Source organism: Acinetobacter sp. WCHA29, from assembly GCF_002165335.1.
In the GTDB taxonomy this organism is placed as follows: Bacteria; Pseudomonadota; Gammaproteobacteria; order Pseudomonadales; family Moraxellaceae; genus Acinetobacter.
Map to the genome: position 1 here is coordinate 14792 of NZ_NHRQ01000025.1, position 20229 is coordinate 35020.

General features: G+C 37.2%; 19 protein-coding genes and 2 pseudogenes. 8 read left to right on the forward strand and 13 right to left on the reverse strand.

Features of this window, described 5'->3' with window-relative positions; all coding sequences use genetic code 11:
• The first annotated feature begins 50 nt into the window (after window positions 1-50).
• On the forward strand, window positions 51-485 hold the full coding sequence (locus CDG59_RS13090; protein WP_087535891.1) for an Imm44 family immunity protein: 435 nt from the start codon (window positions 51-53) through the stop codon (window positions 483-485).
• 26 nt (window positions 486-511) lie between these two features.
• On the opposite strand, the pseudogene CDG59_RS15160 reads toward CDG59_RS13090, so the two are convergent.
• Window positions 512-615, reverse strand: a pseudogene (locus CDG59_RS15160) (OsmC family peroxiredoxin); the annotation flags it as partial.
• Between the two features lie 34 nt (window positions 616-649).
• On the opposite strand from CDG59_RS15160, the gene CDG59_RS13095 reads away from it, so the two are divergent.
• The gene (locus CDG59_RS13095) at window positions 650-1147 is read left to right on the forward strand and encodes a hypothetical protein (protein WP_087535890.1); all 498 of its coding nucleotides are present in this window, start codon (window positions 650-652) and stop codon (window positions 1145-1147) included.
• A 9-nt stretch (window positions 1148-1156) separates the two neighbouring features.
• On the opposite strand, the gene CDG59_RS13100 is transcribed toward CDG59_RS13095, so the two are convergent.
• Window positions 1157-1567, reverse strand: coding sequence for an OsmC family protein (locus CDG59_RS13100; RefSeq protein ID WP_087535889.1), 411 nt, complete (start codon window positions 1565-1567; stop codon window positions 1157-1159).
• 227 nt (window positions 1568-1794) lie between these two features.
• Between CDG59_RS13100 and CDG59_RS13105 the strand changes: the two genes are divergently transcribed.
• A complete protein-coding gene (locus CDG59_RS13105; protein ID WP_005159723.1) occupies window positions 1795-2373 on the forward strand; it encodes a YceI family protein in 579 nt (192 codons plus the stop codon).
• Window positions 2374-2469: 96 nt separating this feature from the next.
• On the opposite strand, the gene CDG59_RS13110 is transcribed toward CDG59_RS13105, so the two are convergent.
• Window positions 2470-2931, reverse strand: coding sequence for a GNAT family N-acetyltransferase (locus CDG59_RS13110; protein WP_227519129.1), 462 nt, complete (start codon window positions 2929-2931; stop codon window positions 2470-2472).
• A gap of 129 nt (window positions 2932-3060) precedes the next feature.
• Window positions 3061-3594 (reverse strand): lecithin retinol acyltransferase family protein, encoded by a 534-nt coding sequence (locus CDG59_RS13115; RefSeq protein WP_087545688.1) that lies wholly within the window; start codon window positions 3592-3594, stop codon window positions 3061-3063.
• 171 nt (window positions 3595-3765) lie between these two features.
• On the opposite strand from CDG59_RS13115, the gene CDG59_RS13120 reads away from it, so the two are divergent.
• The gene (locus tag CDG59_RS13120) at window positions 3766-4503 is read left to right on the forward strand and encodes a phosphodiester glycosidase family protein (RefSeq protein WP_087545689.1); all 738 of its coding nucleotides are present in this window, start codon (window positions 3766-3768) and stop codon (window positions 4501-4503) included.
• A 46-nt stretch (window positions 4504-4549) separates the two neighbouring features.
• On the opposite strand, the gene CDG59_RS13125 is transcribed toward CDG59_RS13120, so the two are convergent.
• The 3 genes from CDG59_RS13125 to putA form a co-directional block, all read right to left on the reverse strand.
• Window positions 4550-4777: a hypothetical protein gene (locus CDG59_RS13125; protein WP_004661846.1), complete on the reverse strand. Its 228-nt coding sequence runs from the start codon at window positions 4775-4777 to the stop codon at window positions 4550-4552.
• 249 nt (window positions 4778-5026) lie between these two features.
• Window positions 5027-6112, reverse strand: coding sequence for a tRNA (uridine(54)-C5)-methyltransferase TrmA (gene trmA / locus CDG59_RS13130; RefSeq protein WP_087545690.1), 1086 nt, complete (start codon window positions 6110-6112; stop codon window positions 5027-5029).
• Window positions 6113-6342: 230 nt separating this feature from the next.
• Window positions 6343-10104 carry a trifunctional transcriptional regulator/proline dehydrogenase/L-glutamate gamma-semialdehyde dehydrogenase gene (gene putA / locus CDG59_RS13135; RefSeq protein WP_087545691.1) on the reverse strand — a complete coding sequence of 1254 codons (3762 nt, stop codon included), beginning with the start codon at window positions 10102-10104 and terminating at the stop codon, window positions 6343-6345.
• 120 nt (window positions 10105-10224) lie between these two features.
• Here putA and CDG59_RS13140 point away from each other — a divergent pair, with 120 nt between their 5' ends.
• A complete protein-coding gene (locus CDG59_RS13140; RefSeq protein ID WP_087545692.1) occupies window positions 10225-10716 on the forward strand; it encodes an Lrp/AsnC ligand binding domain-containing protein in 492 nt (163 codons plus the stop codon).
• 58 nt (window positions 10717-10774) lie between these two features.
• Here CDG59_RS13140 and putP read toward each other — a convergent pair whose 3' ends face one another.
• Window positions 10775-12271, reverse strand: a complete 1497-nt coding sequence (gene putP, locus CDG59_RS13145; RefSeq protein WP_087545693.1) for a sodium/proline symporter PutP — start codon at window positions 12269-12271, stop codon at window positions 10775-10777.
• A 481-nt stretch (window positions 12272-12752) separates the two neighbouring features.
• Here putP and aspA point away from each other — a divergent pair, with 481 nt between their 5' ends.
• Entirely contained in the window at window positions 12753-14195 is a 1443-nt protein-coding gene (gene aspA / locus CDG59_RS13150; protein WP_087545695.1) for an aspartate ammonia-lyase, read from the forward strand.
• Window positions 14196-14261: 66 nt separating this feature from the next.
• Here the strand turns inward: aspA and gcvH are convergent, their stop codons facing one another.
• From gcvH to CDG59_RS13175, 5 genes are all read right to left on the reverse strand, one after another.
• Window positions 14262-14636 carry a glycine cleavage system protein GcvH gene (gene gcvH / locus CDG59_RS13155; RefSeq protein ID WP_005159743.1) on the reverse strand — a complete coding sequence of 125 codons (375 nt, stop codon included), beginning with the start codon at window positions 14634-14636 and terminating at the stop codon, window positions 14262-14264.
• A 95-nt stretch (window positions 14637-14731) separates the two neighbouring features.
• Window positions 14732-15757 carry an AraC family transcriptional regulator gene (locus CDG59_RS13160; RefSeq protein ID WP_087545696.1) on the reverse strand — a complete coding sequence of 342 codons (1026 nt, stop codon included), beginning with the start codon at window positions 15755-15757 and terminating at the stop codon, window positions 14732-14734.
• Between the two features lie 127 nt (window positions 15758-15884).
• The gene (locus CDG59_RS13165) at window positions 15885-16325 is read right to left on the reverse strand and encodes a MaoC family dehydratase (RefSeq protein WP_004662447.1); all 441 of its coding nucleotides are present in this window, start codon (window positions 16323-16325) and stop codon (window positions 15885-15887) included.
• Entirely contained in the window at window positions 16325-18175 is a 1851-nt protein-coding gene (locus tag CDG59_RS13170; protein WP_087545697.1) for an ABC transporter ATP-binding protein, read from the reverse strand. Before CDG59_RS13170 ends, CDG59_RS13165 begins: the two co-directional genes overlap by 1 nt.
• 260 nt (window positions 18176-18435) lie before the next feature.
• Complete coding sequence (locus tag CDG59_RS13175; RefSeq protein ID WP_227519128.1) at window positions 18436-18834, reverse strand: hypothetical protein; 399 nt, start codon at window positions 18832-18834, stop codon at window positions 18436-18438.
• Between the two features lie 736 nt (window positions 18835-19570).
• Between CDG59_RS13175 and CDG59_RS13180 the strand changes: the two genes are divergently transcribed.
• On the forward strand, window positions 19571-19765 hold the full coding sequence (locus CDG59_RS13180; RefSeq protein ID WP_087535879.1) for a hypothetical protein: 195 nt from the start codon (window positions 19571-19573) through the stop codon (window positions 19763-19765).
• A gap of 128 nt (window positions 19766-19893) precedes the next feature.
• Window positions 19894-20229 (forward strand): annotated as a pseudogene (locus tag CDG59_RS13185) (IS4 family transposase); the annotation flags it as partial.

Sequence of the window (20229 nt, forward strand, 5' to 3'; positions counted from 1 at the left end):
GATTAGGGCGCTTTTTTATGACGATTAAATGGAATCAATAAGAGCTTAATATGCAAATATGGATGAGTAGTGAATCAAGTAAAGAAGTATTAAATGAAGAGCAACTTACTCGATTACAATTAGCTCGAAATTATGTGGAAGAAATACTTAAGAAAGAGTTAAAAAATAAATCATATGATTTGCCTTTAGAAAGTTGGGATTGTATTACGGTAATGATGGGACCAAATGATTTTGGTGAGCGAGTCAAATATTCTGTAAAAAAAAGAAGTATGGATTTTCGTTTAAAGATAGATCCTAGTGTATTTAATACAACAGATGATTTAGGTCGTCAAAAACTAATTTTTGTAATGCTGATGAGAAGTTTGGATTTACTTAAAGAAAAGTTTGAAAAAGTAAAACCAAAATTGGATGATCGTAATTATGAGGAATTAGAGCGACTTCGATCTGATGCTTTAGATGTTGCACGAAATGAGGGTTGGCTATAAAGTTCTTACAAATATTCAGCTTAGACTCAACCTATACTTAACTTACTCTGAATCGAAATATTCGACGTTAACAACTTATGAATCGGGCAATTTCCGCTACTTTTAATAAACATTTATGCTGATCAGTGGTACTTTATTGAAACTTAAAAGATTGAGTTATTCTGATGAGAAAGGAGTTCGAACTTCATGCTTTTGATGAAATATTAAATAATGTCAAATCTTTATACTTTTTTAATTTGAACGTAGATGAAAGATTTTGGCAACATGCTGAATATGGTTTTTTGATTCGTTTTCTCCACGAAAGTTCAAAGATAAAAGATCATAAAAAGAGCATTGATCACTATACTTCTCGATTACATTCCTATTTTGATAAAGTAATTCAAAATAGACTTAAGCTAGATATAAATAAATCATCATTAAAATTAGAAGGGAAAATTTTAGCTTTCAATGTTCATTTAACCATGTTTGACAGTTTGGGTGAGGGTGAAACAGGTGGTTTTATCGATGGATGCGATACTCCACCACCTGAATTATGGATTCATTTTGATGGGGAAATCTTGTATTCATACATTCCTGCCGAATTCATCGAAATGGTGAATTCGGCGATAATGGTTTCTATGAGTGAATCATTGGAATGGAAAACAGATTTAATTGAAATTTAGTAAGCGTACTTATCCTATATTCAATTCACTTTGAATCGAAATATTCGACGTTAATAATTTATGCACAGGACAGCTTTCAGCTACTTTGAGTAATCGTTTGTGCTGATCTTCGGTAAATTCACCTTTTAAGATAATTTTACGTTCAATATTGTTTTGACCTGCTTCAGGTTCAGCACTAGGATTTAAAGCCAAATCAACCTGAACATGATCAAGTTTAATTCCTTTATGGTTTGCATACATTTCCAGTGTAATGGTTGTGCACGCACCTAAAGCTGAAAGTAGCAGTTGAATTGGATTTGGTGCTGTATCTTGACCACCTTTATCTGTTGGTTCATCTGCATACCAAGTATGACCCGAAGAATCCGTAAGCGTAACACGATAAGGGGTTGGGGTATTTAGAGCTTGAACTGTATGAGTCATATTCTACCTTGTTGTTTATCTTTAAGAATTTAAATCTAAATTTATCAATCGATCATGTTATTCCTCAGATCAATTGTCCACTACCTAATGGTCTTATGATAATTGTGTTTGATATGTGCTGTAACGTTTTTATTGTTGCACGGATGAAACATATCGTTTTATAAAGAATAGTGAATAAAAATACTTGATCTATAAACTATTGCTTATATCAAACAAGGATACGAAAAATGCAATTTAAAACATTAAGCCTCGGTTTAGCTGCTGCTATCGCAAGTTCTGTAACATTAGCTGCGCCAGTAGACTATAAAATCGATCCAACACATACAGCAACAGTATTTAGCTGGAATCACTTTGGTTTCTCTACGCCGAGTGCAAACTTCACTGATATTCAAGGTACAATTAAAGTTGATAATGCAAAACCTTCAAATTCATCTGTAGAAGTGACGATCCCTTTAAGCAGCGTAAATACCAATGTTGTTGCTTTGGATAAAGAATTCCAAGAAGAAGCTTGGTTTAATGCTGCGAAATATCCAAACATTACTTTTAAAAGTACTAAAGTAGAAACCAAAGACAAGAAACACTTCAAAATTACAGGTAATTTAACCGTTAAAGGTGTGACTAAGCCGGTGGTATTGGATGCTGTTCTGAATAAACAAGGTGAGCATCCAATGGCGAAAGTACCTGCGATTGGCTTCAATGCAACAACAAGTTTTAACCGCTCTGCATTTGGTATCGGTAACTACGTGCCAAATGTTGGAGATAAGATCACTGTGAATATTACGACTGAAGCAACTGCTGCAAAGTAATATCAAACAAATCGTTAGATTGATAAAAAAAGCTCATGAAACTAATCCCTGAGCTTTTTTTAATTTTGCGTGTAAATTTGGTGTATTGATTCAATATTATGCTGTTGCGTTAAAAGCTTCGGCATAAACAATGCTATCTGTTGGGATGGTTTCGGAGAAAGCAAGCACCTGAAAATATTCAGCAGGTACATTTTCTAAAACCAGTCTCGGATCCGCTTTAAAGCCAAATCTGCCATAATATTCAGGTTCATCAAGCAATACACATCCTGCTGCTCCCAAATCTTTTAATGCCGCTAAACCATCATTGATTAACTTCGAGCCAACACCTTGTCCTTGATATTCAGGTAGAACTGAGACTAGCCCAAGACCATACCAGCCAGTTGATTGATCTGAGATGGAAACGGGAGAAAATGCAATGTGCCCAATCACTTTATTGTTATATTCAGCAACCAGTGAAAGGGTTAATTGACCTGAATTACGCAGCGCATTCACAATAAACTGTTCCGTATGGCTGGAATATTGCTGATCTTTAAAAGCAATCTCAGTTAAATTAAAAATAGCCTAAGTTTCGGATGGTTGTTCATTGCGAATATGAAAGTTCATGTTTTATCTGACCCTAATGAAATGTCCGAATCTATGGGAGTGAATATAATTGATCAATCATTAATCTGATAAAGCCTACGCGTTTTAATCTTTCGCCTGTTCTTCTTCTGGCAATAAATATTCAGGCATAGATTTCTTCGCTTGTCTGCGTAGCATCATTTTGATGTATAAAACAATTGCAAAACAAGCCGTCGCAATTGTTAACATGATGCTATTCATATAACTCATGATCGAACTAATATAACCAATGGTCGCAAGACGGCGTTGCATACGCTCAACCTGCGTGCTGGACTCAACACCTGTAATTGCCCATGTACATAAATGTTCGCAGTTATTGATAATCAAATGATACTGGTTTTCATGCATACGTGAACGCATACGTCTTACTACAGCTTTGGCCTTGTAGCGAGGGGATAGGTAATTCTTGATATGGATTGTTTTGCCATGTGCAAAACGTTGCAGTGAGGTTGTTTCAATCGGACGTTTTTTAAAAATATGGGCAAAACCTGAATAATGAATAACTCGTCCACGACCTGCATAAATACCATGATGACTATAGCCAAAGTGTTTAACAATTAGGTGCGCACCGAGAGGGAAATGTCGCTGTGTTTGCTGCATACTCATACAAGACTATTGTATTTACAGATGTATTTTAATCAAAAAATATAAATCTATCGAGTGCATTTAAAGACTCATTTATACGATTATGTGTGGAGATTGTATCTATTCTTTTTATGTTGAAATACATTGTGGGACAATGCGGTTAGTCGATTTGAACAATATTAAATTATGCTAGAAAAATGGTTTATAGCCTCATTGGTCAGTATTTGTATGTCTCATGTTTATGCGATGCAGCATCAAATAATTAAAGTAGACAATATTTCATACGATGTAATTAAAGTAGACCATTTGCAGCAACTCAGACTTTTCCTAAAAGATCCAAAGACTGCTCGTTATTATCAAAAATTTGCTCATATCCAAAAAATGCTTCCAACATGTGAACAGTTAAGTTTTGCTATGAACGCAGGTATGTATCACCCTGATTTTCAACCTGTCGGGTTATATGTTGAGGAGGGTAAAGAAATTGTTGAACTTAATGAAGCGCAAGGATTTGGTAATTTTTTTATGCAACCAAATGGCGTGCTTGCATGGAATGATAAATATGCTGTAATTAAAACAACGACAGATTATAAATCCATGAGATTTAAGCCACGGTTTGCTACGCAGTCTGGACCAATGTTGGTTTATAAAGGCCAAGTAAATCGCCAATTTTTAGCAGATTCAAATTCTCTAAAAATAAGAAATGGAGTCGGTGTTAGAAATAATCAGTTGTATTTTGTGATTTCACAACAACGGGTCAATTTTTATCAGTTCGCACAATTTTTCAAGCAAAATTTAAAAATTGATAATGCGTTGTATCTGGATGGTTCAATTTCAAGTTTATATTTATCCCAAACTAAACGTCAGGACAAGACTTTTAATTTAGGTCCAATCGTTGCTGAAATTGCTCAAGAGAATTGTAATTAATCGACTTCTCATCTTCTAAGCATTAGAAGATGAGAAGCGTTTATTTTTATTGAATTGGCGTCTTGATAAGTGCAAGAAGCTCTTTGCGGCTATAGCCTCGGGAAATGAGGACTTTCTTTATACCTTTAATCACATCTTCATCTGTCGCTTTGACTAAAGCATCCAGTAGTTGTTCATTTGATTTGCAAGAACAATCATTTTCAACGCAAGAGGTTTGGTTCTTGTGTTCATTATATTGCTGATCTGCATTAAACAATTTTTGCCAAAAACTCATAGAGCCTTCATATACAACCTAACATAGATCGAAATATAGTCACTTTAAAATAAAATACAAGTCAGCTTAAGTGATAAAAGCAGCAGTTGATCTTCAGTTTTTTCGATGATTCTTTTTGTTTCTAACGAAATTATGACAGTTGAATGACTTGATCTTTGAAAAACATCATTTTTTCTAGTAAAAACTTTAAATAAAAATAGAGAGTTATGAGGACTCTCTATTTTTAATGGTTACTTTGCAATAATTTGTTTAAATCTTTTCGAGCAATACACCAGATTCCACATGATGGGTAAAAGGGAATTGATCGAACATAGCAAATTTTATAATACGATGTGTTTGACTGAGTGTTTTTAAATTATCGTGTAAGGTATCTGGATTGCATGAAATATAAAGAATACGCTCAAAACCCTGTAGTAATTTCAGTGTTTCATCATCAATGCCTGCACGCGGTGGATCGACAAATACCGTGTCAAAGTCGTAGCTTTGAATGTCGATCTGAGCTTCCTGCAAACGTCTAAATTCACGTTCACCTTGATACGCCTGAGTAAATTCTTCGGCAGATAAACGCGCCACCTGAATATTCTCAATCTGATTTTGCTCAATGTTCCATTGCGCTGCGTAGACTGAAGATTTAGCAAGTTCAGTTGCAAGGACACGTTTAAATTTCAAAGAGAGTGGTAGAGTAAAGTTACCATTACCACAGTACAATTCTAATAGGTCTTTCTCAGAGCTTTCAGCAGCATCACAAGCCCACTCCAACATATGTTGGCACACTTTTGCATTGGGTTGTGTAAAGCTACTTTCAATTTGTTTGTATTTAAAAGTACGACCATGAACATTGAGTTGTTCAACCACGTAGTCGTCACCAATAATCACTTTTTGGCCACGGCTACGCCCCATAATTTTAATCTTCAGCCTTTTTGCTAAAGCTTTCGCAGCGATTTCCCAATCTGCATCTAAACGGCGATGATAAATTAAAGTCACCAACATTTCTCCACTCAATGTGGCGAGGAAATCAGCTTCAAAAATACGTTGCGATAAAATAGGAATTGCTTTTAATTCTTCTAATAAACGTGGCATCAAGTCGTTGATACTTTGATCCGCGATTGGAAACTTATCAACTCGTATAACTTCTTTTTGATTACCATCTTCAGCACGTTCAAACATGGCATAGAACAAATCATCTTCGGTATGCCAGATACGAAATTCTGCGCGCATACGAAAGTGTTGTTCAGGTGATTGAAACACTTCTAAAGTTGGGGGATTGAACGTAGCGAATTGTGCGGTAATGCGTTCAACTTTCTCTTGAAGTTGCTGTTGGTAAGATACGGTCATAAAAGAAAGCTACAGCTGAAATCTAAAGCCGAATGGTATCAAAAAAGCAGTTAAAGGTGCAGGGAAATTATGATTATCCCTGATTTAAACGAATTAGTTTTATTTAAATGATCGTAGGGAAGTTTTTGCTGAAATCCATTTGCTTCAAAGCTAGAAAATAAAAACCCGAACCATGTAAACATGATTCGGGCTGGGATGAGGAACGACTGAAGTTCCGCAAGAGACTTAAATTAGTCTTCAGATAAAGTCATTAAACTCGCATTGCCACCTGCTGCAGCCGTATTCACACTGATTGCACGTTCGATAACAAGACGTTCTAAAGGAATTTGTTCATTTGCTTGTAACTGGGTAATCCCGACAATCGCACCTGAACGGGCAGCAACTTTAGTTTGCAAATCTTGTAACTGTTCAACAGAACCATGATGAAGCACTGCATCAAACGCATCTTTTTCAACACTTGAAATCACAGTGATTGCATCTAAGACATCTTTTGGTAAAGACGCTTTGTGTTTTACTAAGAATGCATTGTCTTTCAACACAGCAGCAGTACTACTGACGGAGAAAATTGCAAGTAACTGTTGTAACTGGCTCGCTTCATCATTGGCAATCGAAAGCACACGATGACGAGGCAAGATAATATATTGATTGCTTTCGCCTGTTGGGCCTTGCAACTCGTAAAACTTACCAACACCAAATGCTGGGATTGTCGGAATTGCGTGAGGCATATTTTGTTTAGCCCAAGTCAACAAGTTTTGGTAAGCAACATTTGATACAGCATCAAACTGAGAGATTTCAGCTTTAACCGCAAAAGGTGTTGCTAAAACTTTCTCTGAACAATATTCCATTAAGCGGTACATATATAGTGGGCCACCCGCTTTAGGACCAGTACCAGATAGGCCTTCACCACCAAATGGTTGCACGCCAACGACTGCACCAACGATATTACGGTTGATATATAAGTTGCCCACTTCAGCACGTTGGATCACTGTGTTAATCGTTTCATCAATACGGGTATGTAAACCCATGGTTAAGCCATAACCTTTAGCATTGATGCGATCAATCAATTGCTCAAGTTCACCGTACTTATATGTGATGATATGCAATACTGGACCAAATACTTCACGCTCTAAATCATCAAGATTTGGTAATTCAATCGCTGTTGGCGGAACAAATGTACCTTGTGCAAGTGTCTGTTGGCTTACAGCATCGTTAAACATCAATTGATGAACAGGGTAGCCCTTAGATTTCATCTTTTGAATGTGCGTATCGATGGTTTGTTTCGCTTCAATATCGATAACAGGGCCAATGTCAGTTTTTAAGATTGCAGGGTTGCCTACGATCAACTGTTTCATTGCACCTTTCAACATTTTAATCACAGTTGCAGCACTGTCTTCTTGCACACATAAGATACGAAGTGCAGAACAACGTTGACCAGCACTGTCAAATGCAGAACTGACGACATCGAGAACCACTTGTTCAGTGAGCGCAGAAGAATCGACGATCATCGCATTTTGACCACCCGTTTCAGCAATTAACGGAATCGGTTGACCATTTGGAGATAAACGTTTTGCCACAGTTTTTTGCAAGATTTTTGCAACTTCTGTCGAACCCGTAAACATAATGCCTTGAATGCGATCATCTTGGCTAAGTTGAGCACCAACAGTTTCACCACGACCAGGTAGAAGTTGAACCGCACCACGTGGTACGCCAGCTTCCCAAAGCATTTGAACGGCTTGCGCTGCAATGAGTGGTGTTTGTTCTGCTGGTTTGGCAATCACACAGTTACCACTGACCAATGCAGCAGCAATTTGACCAGAGAAAATCGCAAGAGGGAAGTTCCATGGGCTAATACACAAGACTGTACCTAATGGCTTTACTTGTGCATTTGCAGGCAAGTTTTCGATTTGTGTCGCATAGTAACGCAAGAAATCAACGGCTTCACGAACTTCTGCAATCGCATTGGCATAAGTTTTACCACTTTCACGGCAAAGTAATACCATTAATTCTTGGATGCGAGCTTCCATCAAATCCGCAGCGCGTTTTAAGCAAGCTGCACGTTCAACTCTATCTGTTGCAGCCCAGCTTTGTTCAGCTTGTACAGCTGCTTCTAATGCTAGTTGTACATCAGCGCTCGTTGCTTCATTCACATGACCGACAACTTCGCTATTCTGTGCAGGGTTTGTAATTGCAATCGCATTACTTTGATCGTGAATTGTTGATTCAAATCCAAGTAAAGGTGCACTTTTCCAAATATGGCTACGGAGTTTTTGTGCTGTTGTATCTAATGCAGCTAAAGGTTGATCGTTATTTAAATCAAAACCTTTTGAGTTCGGACGTAATGGGTAAAGATCATCCGGAAGTGGAATCGCAGGATGTTTTAAGCCAATCTGACCTTCATCTTTCGCAGCAGTTTGAATATCTTTGATTGGAGACTGAATTAAGTCTTCAACTTTTAATGTCTTGTCTGCAATACGGTTTACGAATGAGGTATTTGCACCATTTTCAAGTAAACGACGTACCAAGTAAGCGAGTAAAGTTTCATGGTTACCCACTGGCGCATAGACGCGGCATGGCACACCAAGTTTATTGTCTGCTTTTGAACCTACAACTTGCTCATACAAAGGTTCGCCCATACCGTGTAGGCATTGGAATTCGTATTGACCTGGATAATATTTGCTTGGGTCTGCAAGTGTATAAATCGTTGCAAGTGATTGTGCATTGTGCGTTGCAAATTGCGGATAGACTTGATCTGGTGCAGCAAGAAGCTTCTTCGCACAAGCAATGTATGACAAATCAGTGTGAACTTTACGAGTAAACACAGGGTAGTCAGTCATGCCGTCAATTTGCGCTTTCTTGATTTCGCTATCCCAATATGCGCCTTTCACCAAACGGATCATCAGGCGTTTGTTACTGCGTTTTGCAAGATCAACGATATAATCAACCACGTAGAAACAACGTTTTTGATACGCCTGAATAACGAAACCAATGCCTTTCCAATTCGCAAGTTTTGGTTCGAAACATAAACGCTCAAGTAGTTCGAGTGAAATTTCTAAACGTTCAGATTCTTCAGCATCGATGTTTAAGCCGATGTCATATTGTTTTGCTAAGCATGCAAGTTCGAAAACTTTGTTGTAAAGCTCATGATGTACACGATCAATTTGCGCACGTTGGTAACGTGGGTGCAAAGCAGAGAGCTTAATCGAGATACCAGGACCTTCATAAACACCACGCCCGTTTGATGCTTTACCAATCGCATGAATCGCTTGAGTGTAATCGTTATAATAACGCTCAGCATCATGGTCAGTTAGCGCAGCTTCACCCAACATATCGTATGAATAGCGGAAACCTTTGTGTTCAAATGGTTTCGCATGCTCAAGTGCTTCTTCGATGGTTTCACCCGTAACGAATTGCTCACCCATCATACGCATCGCGACATCAACCGCTTTACGAATAATGCCACGTCCACTGCGAGCGAGAAGACCTGTTAAAATACTTGATAAGCTGGTTTGTTTAGGTGTTTCCATTAACTTACCAGTCAGCATTAAACCCCAAGCAGCGGCATTTACGAACATCAGGTTACTTTGACCCAAATGCTCTTTCCAGTTGCCTTGGTTAATTTTGTCACGAATGAGTAAATCACGTGTTGCTGTATCTGGAATACGAAGTAATGCTTCTGCCAAACACATCAATGCCACACCTTCTTGTGAAGAAAGTGAGAACTCTTGGAGTAAACCTTGAACAATACCTGCTTTTCCAGCCGAGCTTTTACGTTCACGTAAATTATGTGCAAGACTGAATGCTAATTCATAAATTTTTTGATCAAGATCAGGAGAAATATCTGCTGATTCTGCAAGTTGTTTAACCGCTTCATGCTCAGCACGTCGCCAAGCTGTATTAATGCGTTGCTCAAACTCACTTTTTTCTTTAAATTCGGTGATATAACCGTCTGTGTGAGCTGTGTCCATTTGTGCAGGAGTATCCAATGTATTCATACTAAATTCCAATAACAATCTCTAGAACATATTGAGTAGAGAGGTTTAGATAATTTATGATTACAGAATAAAACCCGAGTAACTCACTATAATTTACCTATTTTTTAGAGGAAAATTCAGTTGAATGGCCCTATTTATACATTAGATCGTACCGATCTGAAAATTCTGGATATTCTTCAAACAGATGGAAGAATTTCCAACAGTAAATTGGCTGAATTAGTGAACCTTTCGCCGACTGCCGTGATGGCTCGTGTCCAAAAGTTGACGAAGGATGAATTTATCTTGGGATATGAGGCAAAACTCAATCCGAATAAGTTAAATGCGAGTTTTCTTGTGTTTGTTGAGGTGCTTTTAGATAAAACCACACCAAATGTTCTGGATGATTTTATTGATGCGGTAACGCAATATCCTGAAATTGTTGAGTGTCATATGGTGAGTGGTGGCTTCGACTTTTTGATCAAATTACGTAGTGCAGGGATGGAGGAGTTTCGTCGTATCGCAGGACAAATTTTATGGCAACTTCCTGGGGTAAAGGAAACGCGTAGTTATCCTGTGATGCAGGTTGTGAAAGACAGCTCTAAAATAAAAATTAAATCAAGAACCAAATTTTAATAAAAGATTAAATAAAACAAAGGGGCTCGAAAGCCCCCTTAAATTTTAGTCAGAAATTTTATTTCATTTCTCTCGTATAGATTTCATCTGCTTGTTCAAAACGACCAGTCACAGTTGCGTTAGGTGCTTTACCAAGTAAGCTCACCACAACAATACTGATCAAGGCAAAAATGAAACCAGGAATAATTTCATAAATACCAGTACTAGCAAATACATTTTTCCAAACAATCACTGTAACTGCACCGATCACCATACCCGCTAAAGCGCCGTTTAGCGTCATACGTTTCCAGAACAATGACATGATAATCAATGGACCGAAAGCAGCACCGAAGCCAGCCCAAGCATAAGAAACTAAGCCAAGTACTTTACTATCGGGGTTTTGAGCTAAAGCAAGCGCCAACATTGCAACAGCGAGTACCATTCCTCGACCAATCCAAACTAACTCTTTTTGAGTTGCATTTTTACGGATCAAGCCTTTGTATAAATCTTCAGTTAATGCACTTGAACATACCAATAACTGACAACTTAAGGTACTCATGACTGCTGATAAAATTGCAGCAAGGATCACACCAACAACCCAAGGGTTGAATAAAATTTTAGTGAGTTCCATGAATACTGTTTCAGGGTTAGCTGTCACAACCGCTGCAAATTCAGGATGTTGATGGAAATACGCAATCCCGACAAAACCAGAACCAACTGCACCTGCCAAGCATAAAATCATCCATGTCATACCGATACGACGAGCAGCAGGGATTGATTTAACAGAATCAGCAGCCATAAAACGAACTAGAATGTGAGGTTGACCAAAATAACCCAAGCCCCAAGCAGCTGCTGAAAGAATACCAACGATACTTAAATTTGAAACAAAATCATAAGCGTGTGGGCGAGCACTCTCAACAATTGCTGTAAATTCTTCGACACCTACACCCAAAGACATGTATGTGACGATAGGTAAAAGCAATAACGCAAAAATCATCAAACCAGCTTGGAACGTATCTGTCCAACTGATTGCCAAAAAGCCACCGATACAAACATAGCCAATTGTTGCAAACGCACCAAGCCATAAAGCGGTTTGGTAAGGTAAGTGGAACAATGTTTCAAATAGACGTGCACCAGCTACCATGCCAGAAGCACAATAAATCGCGAAAAAGATGAGAATAATCAGTGCGGAAGTTACACGTAAGATCTTTTTCTGATCATCAAAACGACCAGTGAAATAATCTGGTAACGTAAGCGCATTATTCTGAACCTCAGTATGAACGCGTAAACGTCCAGCCACAAGATACCAGTTGAGCCATGCACCAATGATCAAACCGATTGCAATCCATGATTCAGATAAGCCTGTCAAATAGATTGCCCCAGGTAAACCCATGAGTAACCAGCCACTCATATCGGATGCACCCGCAGATAAGGCGGTAACGAAACTACCTAGGCTTCGTCCTCCAAGAATATAATCATCAAGGTTTTTGGTAGAAAAATAGGCGTATAAGCCGATACCAAGCATGGCAATAATATACACCACGAACACAACAACAGTGGGATTTGAAAAATTCATAATGGATGCCTGTCCTTACATATCCATAACGGTGCAATCCCATCTGAATAGACAAAAATGATTCACTATTCTAACAAGACTGATAAGGTCACAGATTCAAGCACGAATGATTTTTAAAATACTGTTTTGTTTTTGTATATTGTTTGTATATTTTATGTAATTTAAATTAAGTGTATGAATCTTAATTTTTAAATCTAAAAAAGCTGACTTTTTTTTAATAAAAGAAAGATATTTGCGGCTTAAAAATAGGCGATATGTTTCAAATTATTACCAAAGCAAAAAAATGATAGAAATAACAGGTATTTTTGAACAGAAAAACAGAGTGAAATGACAACACATGTTGTTACAAAAACAACAATACAGAGAAATTACATTATAAAAAGCTCGTAATGTTAAGCAATTCTGCTAATGAAAATTTATTTGAAATCTTCCATATTATTTCTTTGCACCATTAGGGTGCATTGTCTGAGAGAAATGGAAAGTGGACACGGTTCAAGCAGCAACCATAAGAATAGAGCATGATTTACTTGGCGCAAAAGAAGTGCCAATGGATTGTTATTACGGAATTCATACTTTACGCGCAATTGAAAATTTCAAAATCTCTTCGCAAAAAGTTGGACAAAATAGTCACTTTATTCGTGCATTAGCACAAGTGAAGAAAGCATCTGCTCAAGCGAATCTAAGTTTTGGAAAACTCACGGAAACACAAAGCCTTGCTATCCAGCATGGATGTGATGCTTTAATCAATGAAACTGAAAAATGGCAGGACTCATTCCCGATTGATATCTATCAGGGTGGAGCGGGCACGTCGATTAATATGAACACGAATGAAGTCATTGCCAATATTGCCCTTGAGTCATTGGGATATCAAAAGGGTCAGTATGATGTGATCCATCCAAATGACCATGTCAATAAATCGCAGTCAACCAATGATGTGTATCCTACCGCGATTCGTCTATCTACCTATTGTTCACTGGATACCTTGTTTACACAAATGGATAAGTTGATCACTTCATTTGAGGAAAAGGCCATTGAGTTTCGCTATGTGTTGAAAATGGGGCGTACCCAACTCCAAGATGCAGTGCCGATGACACTTGGGCAAGAATTTCATGCATTTGCAACTTTATTAAAAGAAGATGTTCGTCTGATTAAACGTACACGCGAGTTGTTGCTTGAAGTCAATTTAGGCGCAACTGCAATTGGTACTGGTGTAAACACACCTAAAGGCTATGCTGTAAAAGTAGTTTCGTGTTTGAAACAAATTACAGGTTTAAATTTAGTTGGTGCTGAAGACTATGTTGAAGCAACCAGTGATTGTGGCGTCTTTATTATTTTATCGAGTGCCTTAAAACGTCTTGCATGTAAACTTTCGAAGATTAGCAATGATTTACGTTTGCTAAGTTCAGGTCCTCGTACTGGTTTGGGTGAAATCCAATTACCTGAATTACAAGCTGGCTCATCAATTATGCCTGCAAAAGTAAATCCAGTTATTCCAGAAGTTGTAAATCAGATTGCATTTAAGGTGATTGGTAACGATCTTACGATTACATTTGCAGCAGAAGCAGGACAGTTACAGTTAAATGTCATGGAGCCTGTGATTGCAATTTCCCTCAATGAATCAATTGAGCTATTAACCCATGCGATTCAAAGTTTGGATGAAAAATGTGTACGTGGAATCAAAGCACATGAACAAGCATGCCATGATGCGGTCATGCGTAGTGTAGGGATTATTACTTTGCTCGATCCATTATTAGGTCATGCTTTGTGCGATGAAATTGGTAAGCAATGTATTGCAGAGAATAAAACGATTCAGGAAGTTGTGCTAGAGCGAGGTTTACTCACACAGGCTCAACTTGATGAAATTTTCTCTTTTGAGAATTTGGTTTCAGAAGTAGATGGTATTCAGGTTGATTATGTTGCTTAATTAATTAAGCATAAATAAAAAGCCCAGTTCTTGACTGGGCTTTTTAATGTTTGAATTTATTTAAAATTACAAACCTGATTCATATTCACTATGTGAAAGTAGCTTTTCAACATCAGCCATATTGTCTGGTTTGATTTTATAAATCCAACCTTTACCATAAGGCTCTTCATTAACAAAATCAGGATCATCTTCAAGCGCAGTGTTTACTTCAACGACTGTGCCTGAAACAGGGGCATGAATGTCAGAAGCAGTTTTGACTGATTCAACAATACCCGCTTGTTCAGTTGCAGTCACATGGCTGCCTACTTCTGGTGTTTCCACATAGACTAAATCGCCCAACTCATCCTGTGCATGGTCACTAATCCCTGTAACAACCAGGTCACCCTCAATTCTTACCCATTCATGCGTACGCGCATATTTTAAATCTGCTGGATGGTTCATGACAACTCCTTAACAATCTGTCCCATATTTTTGTCTGGCTTTATACAGGTTTTTTGGTCAAAACAAAAGTATTTAAAATGAAGCACTTTGCAATATTACAAATAAGGGTCTTTACGCCAGTTACTTGGGCTACGACCACTCCAGCGCTTAAAGGCACGGCTAAAGTTTGCCACATCAGAATACCCTAATTCATCAGCAATTTGTTCTAAACTATAATCTGTTCTAGATAGTAAAGATGTTGCATGACGATAGCGTACTTCATCTACCAAGGTAGAGAAAGATGTACCTTCAGCTGCTAGCTGACGTTTGAGAGTGCGATCTGACACATGCAGAAGCTCAGCAACACTCTCGATGCTTAAATAATGCTGTTCTGAATTGGTTAAAATATCACGTACACGCATTGCAAGGCGACGACGTTCGCCTAAAGCAGAAAGTTCAGTTTCACACTGATTAATTGCAATTTGGCTGGCAATTGGATCTGCATTGACCATTTTTAAACCGAGGTATTTTTTATCAAAACTCGAAATTAAATGTGGCTGATTAAAACGTACTGTACTGGTTAATTTATCACGATATTTATCAAAGCCCACAGGCTCAGGGAAATCTAAATCAACTTCACTCTTTAAGTCTTCAATTCCTGTCAAGGCTTTGGCCATGGTCATAATACCAATCGTTAAACCTAAGATAATTTCAGTACGTAATGGTTCAACTTCAATATCACATTGTAGTTGTAAGGTTGCTTTAGATCCAAAAGTAGAAAAGTAAAGTTGTAAAAAAGGTAAGCGTAATTGAATGAAACGGCTTGCAAGTGCAATTGCATCGGTAATGTCATGCGCAGTCATAATGGCGTAGCCAATGAAACCATGAATCGAAATTCGCATTTGCGTACCTAGGTGAAATCCTAATGTACTTTCACCTGTTAAACGCAAGGAATGTTTAACTAATTCATTCGCAATAAGCGTAGGAATTCGATAATTTGGGTCAGCTAATTGCTCACTGGTTAAATGAAAAGGAGCAAATAAGGTTTCATCGCTATATCCCCAGCGTGAAACAACATCTAATAGCAATAAGCCATAGACGCCTGGTATACCTTGATCTTGACGAGTTGAAGTTGTTTGCATGTGCTTTCCGTGGCGCTCATCAATTTTGCCAATATCTTTTAAACATTTAAATCTGAAACATCTTTACACGAAATAAAATAATCAATCATAAAAATTGTTGGACAAAAGAGTCATCCAATCTCCAAAATTAAGCTGCTTTTCTAAAGACCATTATTTTGGTTGTTGATATTAATAGCACATCGCCATGTTGGTTCAAAGCTTGCGTAACGTAACTGACGATACCGCGATCGGTTTTGGTTTTAGACGGCACGATTGCAGTAATTTCAATTTCTACATGAATCTTATCACCAACACGGGTAGGGCGAGGCCAACGAAGACTAGATTCTGAACCCAGTAAACCACCTGCGATGGGAAAACATTCGGTCCACAAACGCATTGTGATTGCTGAGGTATGCCAGCCGCTGGCAGCTAAACCTTGAAAAATAGGATGTTGTTCAGCTGCTTGCTCATCTAGATGAAAAGGTTGAGGGTCATACTGGCTTGCAAATTGTTTCACTTCTTCAAGCGTGATTTCATAGTCACGACTAATGAAGCGATCTCCAATATTTAAGTCTTCTAAATACAACATTATTCTGTGTCCTGAGTCACTGCTCGCTCCTCAACTAAAAAACCACCTGTTTGGCGTTTCCATAATTGTGCATACAAGCCATCATTTGCAATAAGCTGCTCATGTGTACCTTGTTCAGCAATTTTGCCTTGATCAAGTACAATGAGACGATCCATTTGAGCAATAGTAGATAAACGGTGTGCAATTGCAATGACTGTTTTGCCAACCATTAAGTCATTTAAACTGCTTTGAATCGCGGCTTCAACTTCTGAGTCAAGCGCACTTGTTGCTTCGTCTAAAATAAGAATAGGTGCGTCTTTCAAGAAAACTCTAGAAATAGCAATACGTTGACGTTGGCCGCCAGAAAGTTTTACGCCACGCTCACCGACATAAGCATCAAATCCAACACGTCCTTTCTGATCAGTCAATTGTGGAATAAATTCTTCTGCTCTGGCTTTTTTGATAGCAAGCTGAATCTCTGCTTCAGTCGCATTAGGGCGACCATATTTGATATTTTCAGCTACCGTACGATGTAATAGAGAAGTATCTTGAGTGACCAGTGCAATATTTGCACGTAAACTATCTTGTGTAACATCATGGATGTTTTGTCCATCAATCAAGATACGACCCTGATTAATATCATAAAAATGCAAAAGTAGCTGAATAAGGGTAGATTTACCCGCGCCAGAACGACCAACAATACCTATTTTCTCACCAGGCTTAATCGTAAGATTAAAATGATCAATTACATTTTTTTGATTATAAGCAAAACTAACATCTTCAAAACGAATTTCACCCTGTTGAACTTTTAGTTCAGTTGCATCTTTTTTATCTTGAATCTGGATAGGCTTACCTAGAGTTTTCATACCATCTTGAATGGTACCAACATTTTCAAACAGCATGGTGATGTGCCACATGATGAATTCTGCAAGGCTATCCAGTTTTAATACCATTGCTGTGGTCGCCGCAATGACCCCAATGGCAGCCTGACCCTGCGTCCACAGCCAGACCGATGTGCCAATTACGCCAATAAACAGAAAAGCACTCAATAGGCGAATACTGATCTGGTATTTCACAGCTAAGCGCATCTGTTTATAAACAGTGACCATAAATTCTTGCATGGACTCTTTTGCATACTGACTTTCACGACCAGCATGTGCAAACAATTTCACAGTTTGAATATTGGTATAAGCATCGGTAACGCGTCCAGTCATAATAGCGCGCGCATCTGCCTGTTGTTGTGAAACTTTACCAAGTCGAGGAATGAAATAACTGGCAATGGCGATAAATAAGATCAGCCATAAAAGCAAGGGGATGATTAAAACAGGTGAAATAGAGCCTAATACAAAGCTAATCGTAATAAAGTAAATCAGTACATAAACCAACATGTCACCAAGGATCATCCAAAACTCACGAACTGCTAATGCAGTTTGCATAACTTTGGCAGACAAGCGGCCAGCGAAGTCAGTGTGGAAAAAATCTAAGGTTTGTTGCAACAATAAGTTATGGAATAACCAGCGCATACGCATTGGAAAATTACTAAATAACACTTGGTGTTTGACGATAGATTGCAAACTTACGAAGAAAATATTTGCGAATAAAATACTTATGAGAATAGTTAGATTTTCATGATTCGTTTCTAAAAAGGTATTAGGCTGACTTTTAGTGAGCCAATCAACTAGTTTACCAATATAAGAAAAGAATAATGCCTCAAAGCACGCTGCAGCAGCTGTACAAGCAATAAGTAAAAAGAGGAATGGTCTGACTCCTTTCGTTGATTGCCAAACAAAAGCAAAAAAAGTAGTCGGTAATGGTTTGTTTAAATCTTTCGTTGGGTAAGGATCAACTAATTTTTCAAACCAACTCAGCATTACACTTATCCTCTGATGAAACTCTAATTCAGCCAGTTCAGTAGCATATCAGAAAATTAGCTTTAGAGATGAAAAGAGCGAATGTTGCTTAGTTCAAAAAAGGATAATTAAACTTGCAATTTAATTTCGAAAATAGTTTATCTCAAATAATATTTGTTATTAATTTTTTCTTAACAAATAATATGATAAATGAAATTGCTATGAAACTTTCGCACCTCATGTTTGAATTCGCCGATCATTAGCAATCCAATTGGTTGATATTAACGAATGGTGTAAATGGTATCGAAGTTAACATCTACTGAACAAATAAGTAAATTACAAATTAAATTATTGTTTAGTAAATTTGAAATTTGATTACTTAGATTCATTTCAAATGCTGTTAATTCTCTCATGATTATTTGGCATGCGTTATTAAATTCATGAATATTCCAGTCTTTATTAAATAAAAATTTTATAGCGCTTAAATTGTTTAATTCATACATCAAGGTGTGATGAAGTGAGAATCCTTTATCATCAACTATATTTGAACTTTGGAAGAGAATTGGTTCGAGTTGATTCGCTTTGATGAGCATTAATGAATCAATTATTTTGTTTCTAAGCTCATTATTTAAGCTATTGAAGAAGCCAAAAGAAAATGTTGCAATGACCGCAGCATCCATCCAAAGTGTAGATTTATGACTCTTTTTTTCTAAATGAAGTTCTATAAATTCAGATTGATTTCCGATATTCTCAGTTTGGGAGAAAAATGAGTAATCTTTTTAATTTTTGAATTTTATTGCTGAGTGAGGCATCTTCTAACTCATTATTACATTAATTAAAAATATTGATACATAATGATTTTTTTAAATTAAAATTCAATAGGTTTTATTAATATTTATTTCTTTTGATTGGTTATTGATCCGAAAATGCCTATTTGATTAATCTTTCTATTCGGAGAGTTATAATAAGTTAATTATATTAAATTAATATGAAAGGTATTTAATAATATTTAAAACTTAGGGTTATTATCTCATTTTTTATAGAAATTGCGAATGAGATCTAAGTTTTGTATTCAAATAACTATTAGTAGGATAGAAAATTTCTGTCTTTTCCCCACAAGTGTTTAGGAGATAAAACTGATATAAGTGAAAGACATTTTAGACGTATGTTGAACGAGTCGGTTTGATACAAAAGATGGGAAACCTAAGCGAGTAGTTAACAGTCTACGGATTGGTAATGGAGAGGAGTGTACCCACTTAAAGTTCTATTTGTTTCATAGAGGAAGAGCAAGACACTACACTAGGCAATTATTTAAAAATTCATTTGAAATACAACTTTTACAGTGAAAAATCAATGCATAAAACGTGATACAAGGCGTATACTCAAATTAACCATTACAATCACATAGGATTAGAAATGCTTCTTAAATTTGCGATTCGCTTTATGGCTGTCCTCCTTTCAGTACTTATCTTGGCTGCTATCGTTATTCAGTTCTTCTTCTCAAGCAAATTAACCACAGATTTGTGGATTATTGTAGTTCCTGTGATCTTAGGTATTCCAATTGTTACCTCAGTCGTAATTGCTAAAGACGATGAGTTAAGCATTCAGTGATACATACATGAATAATTAAAGTAACTATTTAAAAAGCTCATGCCAATGGGCTTTTTTCTTTGTACACGACAAAAAAAGATAACTCATTGAAATAATGGCATAATACTTGTTTTCTAACGACGAATATGATGAAACATTTCAATGAGTTACATCTCATCTTAAACAAATATCTAAAGTGGAACAAGTCACATGCAAAATGTTTTACACTGATTATGCTGGCATTAATTGTAAAACAGAGCTGTTAATTGAAAACGACATTAACTTTTGTATACGTGTTAAAAACACTTTATTGTGACCAATCACTTAGCCAAGAATCATAAATTTAGTGATTTATTTCGTCATCTTCAAGTTGGTCAAACTGAATGTCGTAAACGACGTATTTGGGTCGGTCGAGTGAAACTGTATATTAGTGCGCTACGATTAGAAGATGGAGAACTTTTACTTGTTGTTTCTCCTATGTTTAA